This is a genomic window from Variovorax sp. 01N429 (assembly GCF_056399425.1).
This window is the reverse complement of record NZ_JBFTRG010000017.1, coordinates 88,846-108,736: the sequence shown is the minus strand read 5'-3', so window position 1 is coordinate 108,736 and position 19,891 is coordinate 88,846. Positions and strand designations below refer to the sequence as shown.

The window sequence follows — 19,891 nt, the reverse complement described above, 5'->3', positions numbered from 1 at the left end:
TCTCGTTGCGCGTGAGTTCGCAAGCTCAGGGCCGCATTCGGCCCTCTCACCACCCTCTGATCAACCCTCAAGATGAAATACCGATCGCCAGAAGATTTCCTGAACTGCGTTGCGACACGCAATCCCGACCAGCCGGAGTTTCTGCAGGCTGTCGGGGAAGTGATCGAAAGCTTGTGGCCGTATGTTCAGAAGCATCCCAAGTATGCGGACAACGGACTGCTCGATCGCCTTGTCGAACCTGAGCGGATCATCATTTTTCGCGTGTCCTGGGTGGACGACCACGGCGATGTCCAAGTGAACCGCGGCTACCGTGTCCAGCACAGTTCGGCCATCGGACCCTTCAAGGGCGGATTGCGTTTTCATCCCTCGGTGAACCTGTCGATCCTGAAGTTCCTCGCGTTCGAGCAGACTCTGAAGAATGCGTTGACGACGCTCCCCATGGGCGGTGGCAAAGGCGGATCCGACTTTGATCCCAAGGGGCGCAGCCCGGGCGAGATCATGCGGTTCTGCCAGGCATTCGTGAGCGAGCTTTTCCGCCACCTGGGCGCGGACCGGGATGTACCCGCGGGCGACATCGGTGTTGGCGCGCGTGAGATCGGATTCATGGCGGGCATGATGAAGAAGCTCAGCAACAGCGCAGACTGCGTCTTCACCGGCAAGGCATTGAGCTATGGCGGATCACTGATTCGACCGGAAGCAACAGGTTATGGCGTTGTTTACTTCGTCGAGGAAATGCTCCGGCAAGAGGGTCGCTCGCTTGAAGGGCTGCGGATCAGCGTCTCCGGGTCAGGAAACGTGGCGCAGTTCGCGATCGAAAAGGCCATGGCGCTTGGCGCCCGTGTGGTCACAGTGTCTGATTCGAGCGGCACGGTGTACGACGAGACGGGTTTCACGTCGGACAAGCTGGCTCAACTGATGGAAGTGAAGAACCATCTCTATGGCCGGGTGGACGAGTACGCCCGCCGGGTTGGCGCCGAGTTTCATGCAGGAAAGCGTCCCTGGATCTTGCCTGTCGACGTTGCGCTGCCCTGCGCCACGCAGAATGAACTCGGCGGCGAAGACGCGGATACATTGGTCCGCAATGGCGTGCGCTGTGTCGCCGAGGGCGCGAACATGCCCTCAACCATGGACGCCATTCGAACGTTCGAAAGCAGCGGCGTTCTGTTCGCGCCCGGCAAAGCCAGCAACGCTGGTGGCGTAGCCACCTCGGGACTTGAAATGAGTCAGAACGCGATGCGCATCTCGTGGCCGCGTGAGGAAGTCGACACGCGCCTGCACGGCATCATGCGCAGCATTCACGAGGCTTGCCGCCACCACGGGCGACGGGAAGACGGAACGATCAGCTACGTGAGCGGCGCCAATGTCGCCGGATTTGTGAAGGTCGCGGACGCGATGCTGGCGCAAGGGGTCATCTAACCGAAGCCCCGGTCATCAACTTCGACGGGTGGCACTACGCACTACCACGAGAGAAGTCTCCCTTGCACTCAACCGGAACCCTGCGCGGCATCGCCGCCATGCTGCTTGCTTGCGCCTTCTTCGCCTGCATGGACGCGCTGCTCAAGAACCTCGCCGGGCACTACCCGCCGGTGCAAGTGATGGCACTGCGCGGCCTCACGGCGCTGCCCCTGGTGTGCGCGTACATCGTGTGGCGGCGCGAGGCTTCCGGCGTGTTCAACCGCCGCCTGCGTTGGCGCCTGCATCTGTTGCGCGTCGCGCTGAACATGACGATGCTCGTGCTCTTCGTCAACGGCCTGAAGATCCTGGGTCTGGCGCAGGCCTACACGCTCAGTTTCATTGCTCCATTTCTGATGGTGCTCATTGCGGTGCCGATGCTGGGCGAACCAGTCCAACCTCGGCATTGGATCGCTATCGGGCTGGGCTTCATTGGCGTTGTGATCGCACTGCGGCCGGACCAGAGCGCCTTTCTTTCGATCGGTGCGTTGTCGGTGCTGGCAGCCGCGGTCTGCTATGCGCTGTCGAACATGCTGGGTCGGCTCATCAGCCGCACCGAATCGAGTTCAGCCCTGGTCTTCTGGACCACGGCAGGCATGGCAGTGGGAGGCAGCCTTTTGTCGGCACCTGGTTGGGTCCCGCTTGAGCCTGAGCACACGTGGGTGCTTGCAGGCCTGGCGATCAGCGGCTTTCTCGGACAAATGTGCATTGCAGAGGCCTTCCGGCACGGCCAAGCCGCCGCCATCGCCCCGTTCGAATACAGCGCGTTGGCGTGGGGGCTCGTGCTGGACTGGCTTTTCTGGCGGGCCACGCCCGACGCATGGACGTTGGGCGGCGGCGCACTCATCATTGCAAGCGGACTCTGGCTTGCGCGAAGCGAAGCGTCGAGGTCCGGGCCGCCGAACCGGCAGACCGCCTGAGCAGCGCGGCGCGGTCAGCCTCGAAGATAGTCATCCAGGCCCGCGATGTTCAGCCTGTGCGAGCGCAGCATTTCCGCCAGTTCATTTTGAAGGCGCTCTTCGCGCAATCGAGGCGTCAGGCTCTCCAGCTTTCTCACCACCCAGGACTGGCCGCGATTGAGAAATTCCAGCCGCTTTCTCCTATCGGGAATGGCCATCAGTTTGTTGTAGAACTCGCCGGTGCGCGTGCTGGGCACCGCATTGCAAGCCTGTATTCCCCGGATCAGGACGCCGCACCACTTCACTTCGTCTTTCCATATGCCGCGCGCGATTGTCCTGAGTGCGTCATCGTCGGTCTCGCGGGCAAGCTCCATGGACACGCGGGCGCCGGCGCGTTCTGCCTCCAGCAGCTCGTTCAATGCGCCAATCACCTCATCGTCGTCTGCGAGGTCCACATACGCCGCTTCCAACTCGTTGGCGTAGCAAACGGGCGAGGCGAATTCAATCTTCTCAGTCACCGAGTCCGTCCGCACAAACAGCGCTGCCGCAGCCTCAGCCGCAATTTTCTCGATGCGTTCGCCCGCAGCCAGAACGTGCCGGATGCGCGCCGCACCTTCCCCTGCATACAAGGCCATGGCCTCCAGGTCGCCAGTCGTGGTTCGCAGCGGTGAGTCGGTACTGAAAAGGTAGATCGGTCGATCTGCTTCGCGGCCTATCGGCGTCAGTTCATGTCCAAACGGGTCGCCTCGCTCACCTCGAGTGACGCTGTTTTGCAGCACCCGAACCTGTGCATCGGGTGGCCAGTTGATGTGAAAGGCATGCGTCAAGATCGTGTCCCCGTCACGCGAGTCGACAATCGCGTCCTTGTGGAAGTCATGGGCGAACGACTCTTGGGTTGCCAGCAAGGCCGTACCGAGCACCGCGCCTTGTGCGCCCAACGACAGCATGTTCGCGACGTCCTGACCATCCGCCATGCCGCCCGCCGCGAGGACCGGAATGTCGACCTTGGCAAGCACGTCCGCGAGCAAATCGGCCAACGGCTGGTTGCCGCGCACATGACCACCAGCCTCCCTCCCCTGCGCGATCAGCACCTGGGCTCCGGATCGCTCCGCCAACACTGCCTCTTCGGCACTGCCGATCTGGCACATGACGAGCGTGCCCGCTTCGCGAAAGCGGCCGATGATGGCTTGTGAAAGATCCCAGAACAAACTTACGACGGGCACCTTCAGTTGAATGCAGGTCGTTACTTGTTCGTCGAGCAGCTTCCTTGGAGTGGCCGCGGGGATGATGCTCACGCCGAAAGGGCGGCTGGTGAACGAGCGAACCTTCTCGACCTCGCGCCGGATCAGATCCACTGGCTCCCTCACCATGCCGAGCAGTCCGAAGCCGCCCGCCTCGCTTACTGCGCAGACGAGTTCAGAGCGCGAGACTCCGCCCATCCCCGCGAGGACCAGCGGGTAGCGGCATTCCAGCAGATCGCACACAGGGCGATACAGCGCGCCCGAGCGCAGAGGCTCGCGAGCATTGGACTCATCAGTGATCGTCATGGGCAGGCAGCTTGCAGGGTACGTTGGAACATGAGGGACTCAGAACATCACGCCATAGTCCCCGTATTGCAGCCTGCGGTCGTTCACGCCGCAGACACCCGGAATGTTTTCCGCGGCGATTCGCGCGGCATCACGATCGGCGGCTCGCTGGACAATTCCGACGAAGCTCACGACCCCTTCGTGAACGAAAACGTTCGACCATCCGCCGGACCACCACGAGTGTGAGCTCAATTCGGCCAGCAGACGCTTGCGGATGGAATCATCATCGAGGCTCTGTGCGTCGGAATGCGCCGCGAAGTCATGACTCGTTGCAATAGCGCGCATCAGATCGGCACGCGTCACCAATCCGCGCAATTCGCCTTCCTCGAGTACCGGGACACGGCGGATGTGGCGCGCCTCGAAGATCGAAGCGATCTGACCGAGTGGCGCATCGACATTCACGCTCACGAAGTTGCCACTCATGACATCCCTGACGTGCCCGCCATAGGCCCTGACATAGGCGCGAGGACTCGGATCGACTCCCACGAGCCGCTGCCACCATGTGCGGCCATCGGCACAGCGATCCGTTCCGATCTCGTGCCGATGCACAAGATCGCCGTCACCGACCACGCCTACGACCTTGTTGTCCTCCATCACCAGCACGCCGCTGATGCGACGCGCCAGAAGGATGCCGATCACTTCGTGCAGGGCCGTATCGGGCGTCACGGTGATGACCGGGGTGGTCATGATGTCGCCAGCCTTCATGTCGTTCTCCTCTTCAGGGGCAGAAGCGCAAAAGCGTCCGCGTCGAAGCTATTGTTGTGCCAGCGTACGCTCCTTGTAAAACGAGTTTTATTGCTTGTTGAATGCAATAATTCCTCATCGATATTGGAAGGCCGGACCATGGATCTGACGCTCGCAGAGACCTTCTTGCGGATCGCTCAGGTCCGAAGCTTTCTGCGCGCGGCAGAGCAGTTGCATGTCACGCCTACTTCAGTCAGCGCCAGGGTCAGGACTCTCGAGCAGTTGCTCGGACGCAGTCTCTTCGTGCGAAACAAGTCCGGCGCTGTCCTGACACCGGCGGGCGAACAGTTCCTTCCGCATGCGACCAGCCTGATGCAGGTGTGGGAGCGCGCTCGGCACCAGGTCGCCGTGCCCGCGGGACGCCGCGCCGTCATGACGATCGGCTGCGAGGTCAGCCTGTGGGACCCGCTTGTGCTTCAGTGGCTACTCTGGATGCGCTCGGCCGCGCCGCATCTCGCGATTCGCGCGGAAGTGGGGCTTCCTTCGGAGCTTCTTGAAAAGATCGTCAGCGGCGTCCTGGACATTGCCATCGTCTACGCACCGCAGCGGCGGCCCAATCTTCGGATCGAACTCCTGATTGAAGAGAAGTTGATCATGGTGACCACGTCCAAGCGGCTGCGCGCGCCACGCCCCGAAGACTATGTCTACGTCGACTGGGGCCCTGAGTTCGCGGCGCAACATGGCCTGGCGTTTCCAGAACTTTCCAACGCGGCGGTGAAAGTGGGGCTTGGGCCGCTAGGGCGCGAGTATTTGCTCAGCGCCGGCGGCACTGGGTATTTTCGACAGGACGTGATCCGCGAGCACCTCGACAACGGCCGGCTGCACAAGGTGCCTGGCATGCCCGAATTCCTCTATCCAGCCTATGCCGTCTATGCGGCCGGTGCCGACGCGAACATCGTCAAACCCGCACTGGTCGGGTTGAGAAATGTGGCACGGTCCGGCCGAGAGGGAGCGAGCGCGCCGGCTTCGAAGTCGCGGCAACCCAAGAGGCGGCCAAAGTCGTCCCGATAGGCAGAGCGGCTATGGCTATGCTCAGTGCGCATGTGCACCTTCTTTCGATCGCAGCGGTTGGTTTCGAAGTGCGCGTCCGTGCTTTTGCTCGCGCTCCCGTTGGCCGCCCAAGCTGCCTCCTTCTGCCTCGACAGCGCCAGGCATCCGCCGCCGCCGCGGGCGCTCGCCATGGCCGCCGCCGCGCAGCGCGAACACCTGGCTTTTGGCGGCCAAGCCATGGACGCCGAGGGCCGGCTTACTGAATCGGGCCTCTCCGAGGCCGAGGACGTGCGCGCAACGCGCTTCTCGCCGGCGCCCTGGCAGCGCGTGCTCGGCTACTGGGAAGCTGTCCAGTTCAAAAAAGGCGAAGAAGGGCGCCTGCCGTCGCTGGTGCGATTCGGCGCCCTTCTGCCGGCCGATCGGCGGCTGCTCATCCAAGCGCTGAATCAGGCGAGCACGGACCATCTGCAGGGCCTGGGCGTGGGGCCGGATCAAGGCCTGCAGTCGCACGAGCTGCGGGCCGCCAGGACCGCGATCGATCGCGTGGCGGTGATCGACACACCCTGGTCCGCGGCCTTCGTGAGCTGGCTTGCACGCGAAGCCGGACTGTCGCCGCAGGAGTTCGAATTCTCGAATGCGCATGCCGACTACGCAGGCGCCGCTTGGCAGGCCGGCAGCGCCGAGGCATCGGGCCGCCCGACGTCCTACGCGATGCGGGCCTGCGACATCACGCTCACCACGCCGAGAGTCGGAGACCTGATCTGCCAGGCGCGCGGCACCCAGGCCGGCCTCGACAGCTTCGAGAAGATCGGCGAAGCCCTGGCCGCTCGCACAAGCAGCGGCGGTGCGCTGCCGATGCATTGCGACGTGGTGGTCGCGGTGGATGCGGGCGGCTTCGATGCCATCGGCGGCAACGTTCTGCAGTCCGTCACTCTGCGCCGGATGGCCTTTGCGCCCGGCAGCTCGCTGATCGATTCGAGTTATCTGCCCGGCGGCTGCAGTGCCGCGCAAACGGGTTGCGTGGATCGCCACATGAGTCGGCAGCCGTGGTCATTGCTGCTGCAATGGCGCTGAGCGATCCGATCGCGAACAGCGCAGAACCGCTTTGCGCCCTGCGAGCCCGCGGTCGCCAAGTTCTCCATGTGACCGCTTCTCCTCTCAACGGGCTATGATCCGCGCGGCCAAGCGACCGCACTGCGGCTTCGTCGCTCGCAAGCGCCTCAAACCAAGAAGGAACGCAAGCCGATGTCGCAAAAGCCTGTGGGGCTGATCTATGGGGTCGACGAGACTCCGCCCGTCGGCGTCAACATCCTCGCCGGACTGCAGCAGGTTGGGCTGATGTCGATTTTCCTGGTCTACCCAGTGTTGATCGCGCAGGCGGCCGGCAGCACGGCAGAGGTGGCAGCGGCGATGGTCAGCGCCACAATGATCGCGATGGCCGTCGGCACCATTCTTCAGGTCATCAGGGTCGGGCCGATCGGCTCCGGCTTCCTGTGCCAGCCATCGCCCAGCGTGGTCTATCTCGTGCCCTCGCTGATCGCTGTACGCGGCGGCGATCTGTCGGCGCTGTTCGGCATGACGATCCTCGCCGGCCTCTTCGAGGTGGCCTTGGCACGCGCGCTGCCGCGCCTGCGCCCACTGTTCACGCCGGAGATCACGGGGCTGGTCGTGCTGATGTCCGGGATCTCCGTCGGCGTTGTGGGCCTGCGCACCGCGCTAGGTGGTTCGCAGCCAGACGCGCAGCCCGCGGAGATGGACGTCTTGCTGGGACTCGGCACGCTCGCTCTCATGGCCGCCCTCAACGTCTGGGGCCGTGGCGGCCTGCGCGTCTTCAGCGTGCTGATCGGCCTCGGCCTCGGTAGCCTCGTCGGCGCAGCGCTCGGCCGGCTGGACGCCCACGACATGGCGCGTGTCGCAACGGCGCCGGTGTTGTCCGTACCTTCCTTGGGGGCGATCGGCTTGTCTTTCGACGCGTCGCTGGTGTTGCCCTTTGTGATCGCATCGGTGGCTGCAGTGCTGAAGGTGATCGGCAATGTGACGACCGCGCAGAAGGCCAGCCAGACGGGCTGGGTGCGCGCCGACATGCGTTCCATCAGCCGCGGCGTGATGGCCGACGGACTGGCGTCGGTGGCCGCCGGCGTTCTGGGCGCGCCAGGCATCAACTCGTCCACGGGTGCGGTCGGCCTCGCGACGGCGACCGGCGTGGTCAGCCGCCGCATCGGATGGTCTGTGGCGGCGATCCTGCTGCTGTTCGCCTTCGTACCGAAGCTGGGCCTTCTGTTCAACCTCATACCGCGACCGGTGCTCGGTGCGGCGCTGGTGTTCTCGTCCACTTTCATCGTCATCAACGGACTGATGATCATGACCTCGCGCCTGCTCGATGCGCGCAAGACGCTGGTGATCGGATTGGCGATTGTCTTCGGCCTGGCGGTGGAAATTTTCCCCGGACTGCTGGTGGTCCTGCCGGTGGCGCTACGGCCGTCATTGGGCAATTCGCTGGTGCTGGGCACGCTCGTGGGGCTCGGCTTGAACCTGCTCTTTCGAATCGGCCTGCGGCGCAGCGTATCGATGACGATAGGACCGGCGGCCATCGACCCGTCGGCGCTGGAGCAGTTCCTCGATCTGCACGGGGCGACCTGGGGTGCTCGCAGCGACGTCATCGTGCGCGCCAAGTTCAACCTGGTGCAGTCCATCGAGACGCTGGTGTCGAGTGGCGTCGCCGCCGGTCCGTTGGTCATCGAGGCCTCGTTCGACGAGTTCAACCTCGATCTGCAGGTGTCATACGAAGGTCTCGAACTGGAGTTGCCGCAGCAGCGTCCGACGATCGACGAGATCATTGATTCGGAATACGGCGAACGGCGGCTGTCCGGCTTTCTGCTGCGCAGCTTTGCCGATCGCGTGACGTCGCGGCGTTCAGGCTCGCAGGCGTCGGTCGCGTTCCACTTCGATCACTAGCCAGGATACGAGAGGCATCGCCTCTTCTCCGCACTTCAGGCTGCGCGGGGCCGAGCGTTGACCAAACTGCCGCGAGAGGCACGCCGCGCACGACGGACGGGCGCATCAGCCCCAGCACCAAACCATTGCCCCACGACCAGTCTGACCTGCGATTTCATGGCAGCCACGGCCCGGCGATCGCCCGCCAGGTGCTTGAGCAAGCATTGCTGGAACAGGCCGTCGAACATCGCATAGGCCACGCTGCTGGGGACGGGCACCGGCGTTCCGGACAGTTCGGCGAAACGAGTGAGGACGCGCCAGATCATGCGCTCCAGGCTCTTGTCGATTTCGGCGACGTCGGCGCGGAACGCCTGCTCGAAGAGCGACTGCGCGCGCAGGTCGTACCACAGCCGATGCATGCTCGTGTCCTTTCGCAAGGTCTCGGCCAGGCTCTCGGTGAAGCCCTCCATCAGCGCGTTGAACGAACCGGCATCGGCGGTGACCTCGTCGTAGCGCGTCACGCAGCGCGCCTTGTACTGGCGCACGCTGCACAGGATCAGGTCGAGCTTGTCGGTGAAGTAGTAGTGCAGCACCCCGTGCGAGAAAGCGGAGTTCTGCGCGATTTCGCGCAGGCTGGTGCGGGCATAGCCGAGTTCGGCAAGGGTTTGCATGGCTGCCTCGCCGAGCTCGGCGCGGCGCTCGGCGAACTTGGGATCGGATGCGCGGGGCGTCTTGAGCATGTGCCGATTGTAGAGAGCGATCCGGCCTTGCGCCCGTGCAAACCCTCGCTTCTTGACAACTGTCCAGATTCATCTTGACAGCCGTCAAGACGACTCCTAGCATCGACTCGCGTTCCTTGACAGTCGTCCAAAAATCAACAGGAGACATCGTGCAGAAGTTCAACTTGACGGGCCGCAAGGCCCTGGTGACGGGCGGGGCGCGCGGCCTCGGCGAAGGCATGGCGCAAGCGCTCGCAGCCGCAGGCGCCTCGGTGATGATCGGCGACGTGCTTGCGCCCCTGGGTCGTGAAACTGCAGGCAAGCTCTCTGCCAGCGGCGCGAAGGCCGGCTTCGTCGCATTGGACGTCACCAAGGAAGAGGACTGGGCAGCAGCCGTACAGGCCACCATCGAAACGCTCGGCGGCTTCGACATCCTCGTCAACAACGCCGGCATCGAGATCACCGCGCTGGTGGCCGATGTCGACGCGGCCGACCTGCGCCGCATGCTCGACGTGAACATCGTCGGCACCGCGCTCGGCATGAAGCACGCTTTTCGCGCGATGCGCCCCGGCGGCGCCGCCGGCAAAGGTGGCGCGGTGGTCAACATCTCCTCGGTTGCGGCGACCATTGCCTTTCCGGCCATCGCGGGCTACTCGGCCACCAAGTCGGCGGTGGACCGTCTGACGCGCGTCGGTGCCATGGAGGCCGGCAAGCTCGGCTACGGCGTGCGCGTGAACTGCATCTACCCCGGACTCGTGGCCACCGAGATGGGGATGAGACTCGCCGGTGACGTGGTCGCGGCGGGACTCTTCCCATCTCCCGACGCAGCGGTAGGCGCAATCGTCGAACTGACCCCGGCCGGACGCTTGGGCGAAGTCAGCGACATGGCCGATGCGGTGGTGTTCCTGTGCTCCGACGCCGCTCGCTTCATCACGGGCGCAGGCTTGCCGGTGGACGGCGGCATGGGCATGTGAACTGCGCGTTCCATTCACCACCACCGACAAGGGCGACACAATGAGCAGCAGCAAGAAACCCGTCGTGGTCTACGGCGCGTCCGGCTACACCGGCCGACTCGTGTGCGAGTACCTGCGCGAGTACAACATCCCCTTCATCGCCGCGGGCCGCAGCAAGGAAAAGATCGACGCCGCGATGAAGTCCAATGTCGCGGGCATAGAGACCGCGAGCTTCGAAGTGATCGAGGTGGCGCACACGGTCGATGCGCTCACCGAGCTCTTCAATGGCGCTTCGGTCGTGCTGAACACCGTCGGCCCGTTCGCGAAATTCGGACCGGAAGTCGTGCAGGCGTGCCTTGCCGCGAAGTGCCACTACACCGACACCACGGGCGAGCAGGACTGGCTGATCACTCTCGAAGAGCAATACGGCGCGAAGTTCGCGGCCGCCGGCCTGCTACTGTCTCCGGGCCTTGCGCAGATGTACACCACGGGCGAGATCGCCGCACAGTTGTGCCTGGAGACGCCCGGGCTCGACACGCTCGACATCGCGGTGTTCTGGGGTGGGAGTCCGACCATCGCATCGACGCAGACGATTCTGGTCAACGCCGCGACGTCCAAGGCCTACTACCTCGAGCAGAACCAGTACGTCGAATGGCAGGCTGACGCAGGCTTGTACAGTCTCTCGATCCCCGGCCAGCATGAGGCGGCGTTGGCGCTTCCATGGGGCGGCACTTCGCATCCTGTGTGGTTCAGGAAAGACCCTCGCGTGTCCAACGTGAAGGTGCTCGGCGGCGTGTTCAACAAGCCGTTGATGCAGGGCGTGCCGCACATTGTTGCCGCAGCCCTCAAAGCAACCGAAGGCATGAACCCCGACGACCGCTACGCCGCACTGGCCCAGACGGCCGCCGGTGTGATGAACACGATGCCCCCGCGCGAGAACCCGCGCATCAACAAGTCGGTCGATTCCGTTCACGCCTCTGGCCCGCTGGCGCGGGCGCACTGCGTCATCTTCGGCAACTGCAACTACAAGCAGACCGGCTTGCTGCAAGCCTATGCCGCCGCGTCGCTGTTGCAGCAGGCGCCCAAGCGCGTCGGCTTTGCGTCGGGCTGCCAGGCCTTCGGCCACCACGAGCTGCTGGGCACCTTGCGCAGCTTCGGACTGGTGCAGGCGCCGCTGTTGACAGTGCATCGCTGATCGGCGCGCGCCGTGCGGTTGATCGACTATCTCGACAAGGGCGCCCAGCTCGGCGACGGGGCACCGTGCCTGACGATGGGTGACCTGGACCTGTCGTATGCGCAGGTGCAGCGGATCAGCCATCGCGTGGCACGCGCACTGCAGCGCTCCGGGCTTCGCCCCGGACACAAGGTGGCAGTGCTCTCGGGCAACGACGCAGTGGCGTTCGCCTGTGTGTTCGGCATCTCGCGCGCGGGCGCCGTCTGGTGTCCAATCAATCCGCGCAACGAGGCGGTCGAGAACCGGTATGTGCTCGACGCCTTCGACTGCGCATGCCTTATCTTCCACAACAACTACGCGGCGATGGTCGACCAGATCCGTGCCGAGTGCCCCAAGCTCACGACGCTCGTGTGCCTGGACAAGGCGCTGCCTTTTGCGCCTTCATGGGCGCAGTGGGTCGAGGAAGCGGGTGAGGAAGCGCTTCACCTCGAGCCGCCGGACGACCTCGCCATGATCGCCGGCACCGGCGGCACCACGGGTCAGCCCAAGGGCGTCATGCTGTCGGGCCGAAATCTCGAGACGATGTCGGCCTTGACCTTGATGGGCTACCCGTTCGATGGCCGTCCCACGTACCTGGCGCTCGCTCCACTGACACACGCGGCGGGCGTGCTGTGCTTGCCCGTAATGGCATTGGGTGGGCGCATCGTCATCATGCCCAGCCCCGATCTCGGTGACTTCCTCGGGTTGATCGAGCGTCACCGCGTCACTCACACCTTCTTGCCGCCCACGTTGATCTACATGCTGCTGCAGCATGAGCAGCTGGCATCGACCCGGCTCGATTCGCTGCAGTGCTTCTGGTACGGCGCAGCGCCGATCTCATCGGCGCGGCTGGAAGAGGCCCTCACAAAGATCGGCCCCGTCATGGCGCAGCTGTTCGGCCAGACCGAAGCGCCGATGATGATCTCGATGATGGCGCCACGCGACCATTTCCACGCCGACGGCACGGTGGCGCGCCAACGCCTCGCCTCCGCAGGGCGCCCGGGCCCGCTGGTGCAGGTTGCGACCATGGCCACGGATGGCGCATTGCTGCCCACCGGTGAGACTGGCGAGATCGTGATTCGCAGTTCGCTGGTGATGATGGGCTACTACAAAGACCCGGCCGCCACGCAAGAGGCGTGGCGCCACGGATGGCATCACACCGGCGACATCGGCCGACTCGACGCCGATGGCTACCTGTACATCGTCGATCGTGCGAAGGACATGATCATCACGGGCGGCTTCAACGTCTATTCGGTCGAGGTCGAGCAGGCACTGATGCAGCACCCCGACGTGCAGGACAGCGCCGTCATCGGACTGCCCGATGACAAGTGGGGCGAGCGCGTGGTGGCCGTGCTGCAGCTACGTTCGGGCCGCAGCAGCGACAGCGACAAGACAGTCGACGAGATTCAGGCCTTCGTGAAGGCGCGCATCGGCAGCGTCAAGACGCCCAAGCAGATCGAGATCTGGCCAGACCTGCCGCGCTCGAAGGTCGGCAAGGTGCTCAAGAAGGACATTCGATCGGTGCTTCTCGAACGGCTCTTGGCGCCCCCTTGAATCCTCGTCACGGTGCTGGCTCGCAGTGTCTCGACGATGTCCTCGGGCGCCATCGCGCCGTGCGCAGCAGCAGCGTCGCGACAATCGTGAGGTTCAGCAGGTTCCATGCGATGCCGTTGAGGAAGGCCGCGTGATAGCTTCCCGTGAGATCGAAGACCTTGCCCGACATCCAGCCGCCCAGCGCCATGCCGAACAGCGTGCACATCAGCACCGTGCCGACGCGCGCACCGGCTTCGGCGGGCGGGAAATGCTCACGCACGATGATGGCGTAGGAAGGCACGATGCCGCCCTGAAAAAGTCCGAACAGGGCCGACACCACGTACAGCGACACAAGCCCGTCGAAGGGGAGGAAGAGCAGCAGCGCAAGCCCCTGCAACGCAGACCCCAGCAGCAAGGTGCGCAGCCCGCCGATCCGGTCACAGATCGCCCCGGAGACCAACCGGCTGATGATGCCGAAGCCCAGCATGATCGACAGCATCTGCGCGCCGCGCGCGGCGCCATAGCCGAGATCGCCGCAGTAGGCCACGATGTGCACCTGCGGCATGGCCATGGCGACGCAACAAGCTGTCGCCGCGACGCACAGCAGGCCCTGTGCCGTGCCAATGCTGAGACCGAATGGGCGCAGCGCAGCCGAAGACGACGCGGCCGTCGCGCCGCTGGCCGCGACGGCCGGCGCGACGGCCGGCGCGGCAGCCAGCGCCGGCGGGCGGGGTCGCATGAACAACGCGAGCACCGCCATGGTCACACCGCAGAACACGCCCATGCCGAAGTAAGTCTGCCGCCAGCCGACCGTCTCGACGAAATGCTGCACGATCGGTGGCCAGACCGCGCCGGCAACGTAGTTGCCACTCGCGCACAGCGCGACGGCAATGCCGCGTCGTCGCACGAACCACAGCGAGGTGTCGGCCACCAATGGCGCAAAGACCGCCGCACTGCCGAACAAGCCGACCAGCACGGCCTGCGCGGCAGTGAAGGCCACGATGCCACGGGAGAAACTACAGGCGATGTAGCCAAGCCCCACGCCCACTGCGCCAAGCAGCAGCGGCCACATCACCCCGAACCGATCCGCCAGGCGGCCCATCAGCACGCCGCCGGCGCCGAAGCCGATCATCAGCAAGGTGTACGGAAGCGATGCGTCCGAACGCGCGATGCCAAAGTCGGCCTGCACGGCGGGCAGCACCACTGACACCACGTACATGCCGCTGCTGCCCACTGTCATGAGCAGGATCGTCACCACGAGGCGCAGCGCCGCGTAACGCGAGTCCGGCAGGTGGCGAGACGGCGCAAGCAAGGTGTTGGAAGTCATGAAGCGAGCATATCCAACCGGCCGCAGACGACCGCCTCTGCGGTCGCCCACGATTCAACACAAAAGACACTACTTGGGTGCCATCGTTGTCAGCACCGCGACGCTCATCGCCTCCACGCTTGTCTTGATCGATGGCTCGGGCACCGGCGCGAAGAAGGGCGAATGGTTGAAGGCCAGCGGCTTGCCCCCGGGCTTCATCGACGCGGCAACGTCTTCGGGCGAGAGCACGCCGACAAAGAAGAACATCGACGGCACGCCGGCATTGACGAATTCCGAGAAGTCTTCGCTCGCGGTGATGGGCGGCACCGCCACTACCTTCGGGTCGCCGAACGCTGCCTTGAGCGCGGTGACGGTGCGACCGACCACGGCCTCGTCGTTGACGACGGCCGCACCGCCGGGCACCAGTTCAACCACCGGCTCGGGCGCACCACCCATCATCGCTGCCGCATTGGCGGTCCGACGAATGCCTGCGAGCAGCTTCTCTCGCACCTCGGGCTTGTACGAACGGATGGTGCCGCGCAGCACCACTGAATCGGGAATGATGTTGCCTACAGTGCCGCCCTGGATCGCACCGACGGTGACGACTCCGAACTCCGCCGGATCCTTTTCGCGGCTCACCACCGTTTGCACATCGGTCACGAAGCGCGCTGCAATCGCGATGGGGTCGATGGTCTTGTCAGGCGCCGAGCCATGGCCGCCGCGGCCCTTGAAGGTGATTTCGAGCGAATCGGAATTCGAGCTGACCGGGCCGACCTTGTAGCCGACGAAGCCGTAAGGTGACGGCGACGTGTGCAGCGCAAATGCATAGTCGGGCTTGGGGAATCGCTTGAACAGACCGTCCGCAATCATCGCCTTGGCGCCGGAGACGGTTTCTTCGGCGGGCTGCGCCACGAACATCAAGGTGCCTTTCCACTGATCCTTCATCGCGAGCAGCGTGCGCGCGGTGCCGACCCAGCTCGCCATGTGGATGTCGTGTCCGCAACTGTGCGCAACGAAAGTCTCCCGGCCGTTGGATTGCGTTTTCACCTTGCTCGCATATGGCAGTCCGGTCTTCTCTTCCATCGGCAGGGCATCGAGTTCGGTACGAACCAGCACCGTCGGACCTGCGCCATTCTTGTAAATCGCGACGAGGCCGGTGCCCCCGACTTTCTCGGTGACGTCGAAGCCGAGCTTGCGCATTTCATCGGCCAGTTTTGCGGCGGTGCGCACCTCCTGGAACGCGATCTCGGGATTGGCATGCAGGTCCTTGTAGAGCGTCTCCAGCGAAGGGTACATGCCGCCGACGATGGGCGTGATCTGCGCATGCAGGGCCGATTGGGTTTGGGCGCCGACGGACGCGGCGAAAAGAACGGCAGCGACCATCGCGCCGCTGCGGAACAGAACAGATCCCATTGCGAAGACTCCAGTGAAAAATTGGATGACGGAACCAAAGGCCCTCGTGCATTGTGAGGGCGTTTTTGGGACGGTCCCGTGGGACGCTACTTCGCAGGCACGGCGACCACCGACGCAAGCTGTGGCGCGCCGATTAGTCAGTGTGGCTTCCGTCGAACGCACCAAGCGTGTGCCGCATTCGGCGCGCACGGCCTCCCTGCCTGTATAGCGCCCGCCCGGGGTGCGGATTGCCCCAATCTTGAGCACAAAACACCCAAATCAATGATCTAACTATTCGCACATTACTGTCTAAATATTGATCCCACGATAGGCATTCCAACCGATAACCTTCATCGCACGTCACCCCTTCAAAGACCTCGATGAAGCTCACATTCCTCTCAAGATTCAAGCGCCCGGCCGTGCGGGCCATTGGCGCCGCGCTCGGCCTGCTGGCCCTGAGCGCTCAAGCCCAGCAGCTGGGCACAAAGCCGCTGAAGCCAGTCACCATTGCACTGGGTACTCAGGTGGTCAATGTGACCTACCCCTGGCTCACGCTTCCGATTGCCTTGGGCTACTGGAAGGAAGAGGGCTATGACGTCAAGATCGTTACCACCGGCGGCTCGCTCCAGGGCATTCAGCAGATGGTGGCCGGCGGAGTGGACTTTGCACAGGTGAATTCCACGGGCCTTATCCAGGCCAACACCGAGAACAACGTGGCGGTGCGGGGTCTCATGGGCACTGGCGTCATCGACTGGGGCATTGGCATCCTCGAGGGCAGTGCAATCAAGTCTGTGGCCGACCTGAAGGGCAAGAAGATCGGCATCTTCAGCTTGGGCACGGGCGGCATGCCTCTACTCAAAGGCTACCTGCGCGCCAACGGCATCAACCCGGATTCGGACGTACAGATCATCGCCACCGGTGCCGGTGCCCCCGCACTCGAGGCTCTCAAGTCCGATCGCGTGCAAGCTCTGATGTTCTGGGGTTCTGCACTCACTGGATTCCAAAATGCAGGAACGAAGATGCGCGTGATCTTCGACCCGGCTTGGCGCGCCCTGCCGGACTTCACCTTCGCCGCGATGCAGAAGACCATCGATTCGGACCCCGCGATGGTGGAGGCCATCTCGCGCGGCGCGGCCAAGGCGACGCTCTTCGCGCAGACCAACCCCGAATGCACGCGCAAGATCCACTGGAAGAACTTCCCGAGCACCAAGCCCACCGGCGCCGATGAAGCAACACTTGCCAAGTGGGATCTGGCGCTGCTGGAATCGCAGCTCGAATCCATGTCCGCCGCCTACACCATGAACGGCGGCAAACTGATCGGCGCGATGAACCCAGCCGCCTATGGCCGTATGCAGGACCTGATGCTCAAGGACGGTCTCATCAAGCGCACCCTGCCGCCCGAATCCATGCTCTACCTCAAGCCCGGTTTCGTGGAGGCGATCAACCGCTTCGACCACGCCGCCGTGATCGATGCCGCCGAGTCCTGCAATGGCGCCTGAATCCGTTCAGATGACGCCTGAAGAATTCGTCGCCGGCCTGCCCAAGGCCGAGCTGCACATGCACATCGAAGGCTCGATCGAGCCCGATCTGTTCCTGCGGCTGGCAAGCCGGAACGGCGTGGCCATCCGCTGGCAGTCCGAGGCGCAACTGCGCGCCGCCTACCGCTTCACTGACCTGCAGGACTTTCTGGACCTCTACTACGACGGCTGCCGGGTGCTTGTGCAGGCGCAGGACTATTTCGATGTGACGCGCGATTACCTCCGGCGCGCCCACGCGGACGGCGTCTTGCACGCGGAGATGTTCCTCGGCCCCCAGGGCCACACCATGCGCGGCGTACCCATTGCCACCGTGATGCAAGGCGTCTTCGCGGCGATGGACGCGGCACAGGCCGAGGACGGCATCACCAGCGGCCTCATCCCGGTGGCGCAGCGCCATCGCAGCGAGACGGAGGCGCTCGCCATGCTGGAAGAACTGGAGCCTTGGTACGGCCGCCTTCCGGGCTTTGGCCTCGGGGGCGCCGAAGTGGGCAATCCGCCGGCCAAGTTCGCCGAGTTCTTCCGCCGTTGCCGCGCTCTGGGCTTCAAGGTCGTGGCCCATGCAGGCGAGGAAGGTCCCGCAGCGTATGTGCGCGAGTCGGTCGAACTGCTGCAGGTGGACCGCGTTGACCATGGCAACGCGTGCATCGACGACACCGCGCTCGTCGAGATGCTCGCGCAGCGGCGCACGCCGCTCACGATGTGTCCGCTGTCCAACCTCAAGCTGCAGGTGATCGACTCGTTGGCTGCGCATCCGCTCAAGCGCCTCCTTCAAGCGGGCCTGTGCGTCACCGTGAATTCCGATGACCCCTCCTACTTCGGCGGCTACGTCAATGACAACTACCTGGCCTGCCAGCGCGAACTCGGCCTTGGGCACAACGAGCTGGCCCAGCTCGCGCGCAACAGCTTCGAGGCGGCGTTCATCCCGGACGCACAGCGTCGAGACGCAAACGCTCGCATTGACGACTGGATGGCGCGGGCCGCCCTATTCAAGAAAGACCACCGATGAGTTCGCTTTTGGCGTCTGAACCGAAGGCGCCTGCATTCAGATTCGACCGCCTGCACAAGACCTTCCGCTCCAAGGATGGCGGCAACGTCGTCGCGCTCCAGGACATCGACTTCCGTGTCCGGCACGGCGAGTTCGTGACCGTCGTCGGTCCCAGCGGCTGCGGCAAGAGTACGCTGCTTCGCATCCTTGCGGGCCTGGAGCGCGCCAGCAGCGGCAACGTCGAACTCGGCGGACGCGAGCATGTCGGCCCGAGCAGGGACGTGGGCGTCGTCTTCCAGGCGCCCGTGTTGCTGCCCTGGCGCAACGTTCTTCAGAACGTGCTGGTACCCGCGCAGATCCAGGGCCGCGATGCCAAGGCCGCGCGTGAGCGGGCCATGCATTACCTGAACCTCGTGGGCCTGTCCGGCTTCGAGACCAAGTACCCGAACGAGTTGTCCGGCGGCATGCAGCAGCGCGTGGGCATCGCCCGTGCGCTGGTCAACGATCCGATGCTTCTGCTCATGGACGAGCCCTTCGGGGCACTGGATGCCATGACACGCGAGACCATGAACGTGGAGCTGCTCAAGCTGCGCGAACGCACCGGCGCGACCATCATGCTCGTGACTCACAGCATTCCCGAGGCGGTTTTCCTCGGCGATCGGGTGATCGTCATGTCCCCGAGGCCAGGACGCGTCACCCAGGTGATCGACGTCGAGCTCCCATCGCCGCGCACCTTGGACTTGATCAACACCGAGGGCTTCGGTAGGTACGTGTCCTCCATCCGCGCCAACCTGAACGCCAGCGGAGGCCTGGACTGATGAGCACAACCACCCCCAACCCGGAAAGCCCGGCCAACAAACTCACGCCCGGGCGGCGCCGCGCACTTATTGCGATGTTCTTCGTCGCAGTGATCGCTGGCTGGCATGTCGCGGTGACCGCACTGAATGTCTCGCACCTGATCTTCCCCGGGCCGGCTGGCGTTGCGCGTGCGGTCTACGATGCGCTCGCCTCTGGCGAGATCTGGCCGCATCTCGGCGTGACCCTCTACGAGATCCTTGCGGGCTTTGCGGTGGGGGCGCTTTCCGGCTTCGTGCTGGGTGCCCTCATTGGGCAGAGCGCAGTGCTCGAAGCTGTGCTCTATCCCTACGTGGTCGCCTTCCAGACCGTGCCCAAGGTGGCGGTTGCGCCGCTCTTCGTGCTCTGGTTCGGCTTCGGGACCACCTCCAAGGTGGTGATCACGGCCACCATCGTGTTCTTTCCGGTGCTGGCCAATACCATCGTCGGACTGCGCTCTGCGCCGCGCGATCAGATCGACCTGATGCGCGCCTTCACCGCCTCCGGCTGGCATGTGTTCCGCATGGTGCGACTGCCGCATGCCCTGCCCTACGTCTTCGCGGGGCTGGACATCGGGATCGTGCTGGCCGTCATCGGCGCGATCGTCGGCGAATTCGTGGGCGCCCAGGCGGGGCTGGGCTACCTGATTCTGCAGCGCAACTTCTCGATGGATGCCGCCGGCATGTTCGCCATCCTCATTGTCCTGTCCCTCATCGGAATCGTGCTGCATGCGATCGTGAAGACCATCGCACGGCGCGTCATCTTCTGGGCCGACGCCTTCACCGACCTGTCGCGCGGCACCTGATCAATCCC

The 19,891-nt window shown here is 64.3% G+C and carries 17 protein-coding genes; 12 read left to right on the top strand and 5 right to left on the bottom strand.

The window, feature by feature from the left end; all coding sequences use genetic code 11:
* Window positions 1-72 precede the first annotated feature (72 nt).
* Together gdhA and AC1DSF_RS24600 are read left to right on the top strand one after the other, a co-directional pair.
* Entirely contained in the window at window positions 73-1,416 is a 1,344-nt protein-coding gene (gene gdhA, locus AC1DSF_RS24605) for an NADP-specific glutamate dehydrogenase (protein ID WP_478183606.1), read from the top strand.
* A gap of 62 nt (window positions 1,417-1,478) precedes the next feature.
* Window positions 1,479-2,372, top strand: coding sequence for a DMT family transporter (locus AC1DSF_RS24600; protein ID WP_478143631.1), 894 nt, complete (start codon window positions 1,479-1,481; stop codon window positions 2,370-2,372).
* A 14-nt stretch (window positions 2,373-2,386) separates the two neighbouring features.
* Here AC1DSF_RS24600 and AC1DSF_RS24595 read toward each other — a convergent pair whose 3' ends face one another.
* Together AC1DSF_RS24595 and AC1DSF_RS24590 are read right to left on the bottom strand one after the other, a co-directional pair.
* Window positions 2,387-3,898 carry a nitronate monooxygenase gene (locus AC1DSF_RS24595; RefSeq protein WP_478183605.1) on the bottom strand — a complete coding sequence of 504 codons (1,512 nt, stop codon included), beginning with the start codon at window positions 3,896-3,898 and terminating at the stop codon, window positions 2,387-2,389.
* A 39-nt stretch (window positions 3,899-3,937) separates the two neighbouring features.
* The gene (locus AC1DSF_RS24590; protein WP_478124277.1) at window positions 3,938-4,642 is read right to left on the bottom strand and encodes a CBS domain-containing protein; all 705 of its coding nucleotides are present in this window, start codon (window positions 4,640-4,642) and stop codon (window positions 3,938-3,940) included.
* 138 nt (window positions 4,643-4,780) lie between these two features.
* On the opposite strand from AC1DSF_RS24590, the gene AC1DSF_RS24585 reads away from it, so the two are divergent.
* The 3 genes from AC1DSF_RS24585 to AC1DSF_RS24575 all read left to right on the top strand — a co-directional run bounded on the left by AC1DSF_RS24585 (window position 4,781) and on the right by AC1DSF_RS24575 (window position 8,626).
* Window positions 4,781-5,692, top strand: a complete 912-nt coding sequence (locus AC1DSF_RS24585; RefSeq protein ID WP_478124278.1) for a LysR family transcriptional regulator — start codon at window positions 4,781-4,783, stop codon at window positions 5,690-5,692.
* Between the two features lie 78 nt (window positions 5,693-5,770).
* Window positions 5,771-6,745, top strand: coding sequence for a DUF2272 domain-containing protein (locus AC1DSF_RS24580; protein ID WP_478183604.1), 975 nt, complete (start codon window positions 5,771-5,773; stop codon window positions 6,743-6,745).
* 171 nt (window positions 6,746-6,916) lie between these two features.
* The gene (locus AC1DSF_RS24575; protein WP_478183603.1) at window positions 6,917-8,626 is read left to right on the top strand and encodes a uracil-xanthine permease family protein; all 1,710 of its coding nucleotides are present in this window, start codon (window positions 6,917-6,919) and stop codon (window positions 8,624-8,626) included.
* Between the two features lie 35 nt (window positions 8,627-8,661).
* On the opposite strand, the gene AC1DSF_RS24570 is transcribed toward AC1DSF_RS24575, so the two are convergent.
* Window positions 8,662-9,345, bottom strand: coding sequence for a TetR/AcrR family transcriptional regulator (locus tag AC1DSF_RS24570; protein WP_478183602.1), 684 nt, complete (start codon window positions 9,343-9,345; stop codon window positions 8,662-8,664).
* Between the two features lie 149 nt (window positions 9,346-9,494).
* Between AC1DSF_RS24570 and AC1DSF_RS24565 the strand changes: the two genes are divergently transcribed.
* The 3 genes from AC1DSF_RS24565 to AC1DSF_RS24555 are packed head-to-tail and all read left to right on the top strand — an operon-like array spanning window position 9,495 to window position 13,044.
* Window positions 9,495-10,298 carry an SDR family NAD(P)-dependent oxidoreductase gene (locus AC1DSF_RS24565; RefSeq protein ID WP_478143636.1) on the top strand — a complete coding sequence of 268 codons (804 nt, stop codon included), beginning with the start codon at window positions 9,495-9,497 and terminating at the stop codon, window positions 10,296-10,298.
* Window positions 10,299-10,338: 40 nt separating this feature from the next.
* On the top strand, window positions 10,339-11,472 hold the full coding sequence (locus AC1DSF_RS24560; protein ID WP_478124283.1) for a DUF5938 domain-containing protein: 1,134 nt from the start codon (window positions 10,339-10,341) through the stop codon (window positions 11,470-11,472).
* A 12-nt stretch (window positions 11,473-11,484) separates the two neighbouring features.
* Window positions 11,485-13,044, top strand: a complete 1,560-nt coding sequence (locus tag AC1DSF_RS24555) for an AMP-binding protein (RefSeq protein ID WP_478183601.1) — start codon at window positions 11,485-11,487, stop codon at window positions 13,042-13,044.
* A 7-nt stretch (window positions 13,045-13,051) separates the two neighbouring features.
* Here the strand turns inward: AC1DSF_RS24555 and AC1DSF_RS24550 are convergent, their stop codons facing one another.
* Window positions 13,052-14,350, bottom strand: a complete 1,299-nt coding sequence (locus AC1DSF_RS24550) for an MFS transporter (RefSeq protein WP_478183600.1) — start codon at window positions 14,348-14,350, stop codon at window positions 13,052-13,054.
* Between the two features lie 69 nt (window positions 14,351-14,419).
* Window positions 14,420-15,742, bottom strand: coding sequence for an amidohydrolase (locus AC1DSF_RS24545; protein WP_478143638.1), 1,323 nt, complete (start codon window positions 15,740-15,742; stop codon window positions 14,420-14,422).
* A 359-nt stretch (window positions 15,743-16,101) separates the two neighbouring features.
* Between AC1DSF_RS24545 and AC1DSF_RS24540 the strand changes: the two genes are divergently transcribed.
* Genes AC1DSF_RS24540 through AC1DSF_RS24525 form a run of 4 tightly spaced genes read left to right on the top strand, consistent with a single transcriptional unit; the run spans window position 16,102 to window position 19,883 of the window.
* Complete coding sequence (locus AC1DSF_RS24540; RefSeq protein WP_478183599.1) at window positions 16,102-17,220, top strand: ABC transporter substrate-binding protein; 1,119 nt, start codon at window positions 16,102-16,104, stop codon at window positions 17,218-17,220.
* On the top strand, window positions 17,210-18,265 hold the full coding sequence (locus AC1DSF_RS24535) for an adenosine deaminase (RefSeq protein ID WP_478183598.1): 1,056 nt from the start codon (window positions 17,210-17,212) through the stop codon (window positions 18,263-18,265). Before AC1DSF_RS24540 ends, AC1DSF_RS24535 begins: the two co-directional genes overlap by 11 nt.
* Complete coding sequence (locus tag AC1DSF_RS24530) at window positions 18,262-19,062, top strand: ABC transporter ATP-binding protein (RefSeq protein WP_478183597.1); 801 nt, start codon at window positions 18,262-18,264, stop codon at window positions 19,060-19,062. Before AC1DSF_RS24535 ends, AC1DSF_RS24530 begins: the two co-directional genes overlap by 4 nt.
* On the top strand, window positions 19,062-19,883 hold the full coding sequence (locus tag AC1DSF_RS24525) for an ABC transporter permease (protein WP_478183596.1): 822 nt from the start codon (window positions 19,062-19,064) through the stop codon (window positions 19,881-19,883). The genes AC1DSF_RS24530 and AC1DSF_RS24525 overlap by 1 nt, the downstream gene beginning before the upstream one ends.
* The last annotated feature ends 8 nt before the right edge of the window (window positions 19,884-19,891 follow it).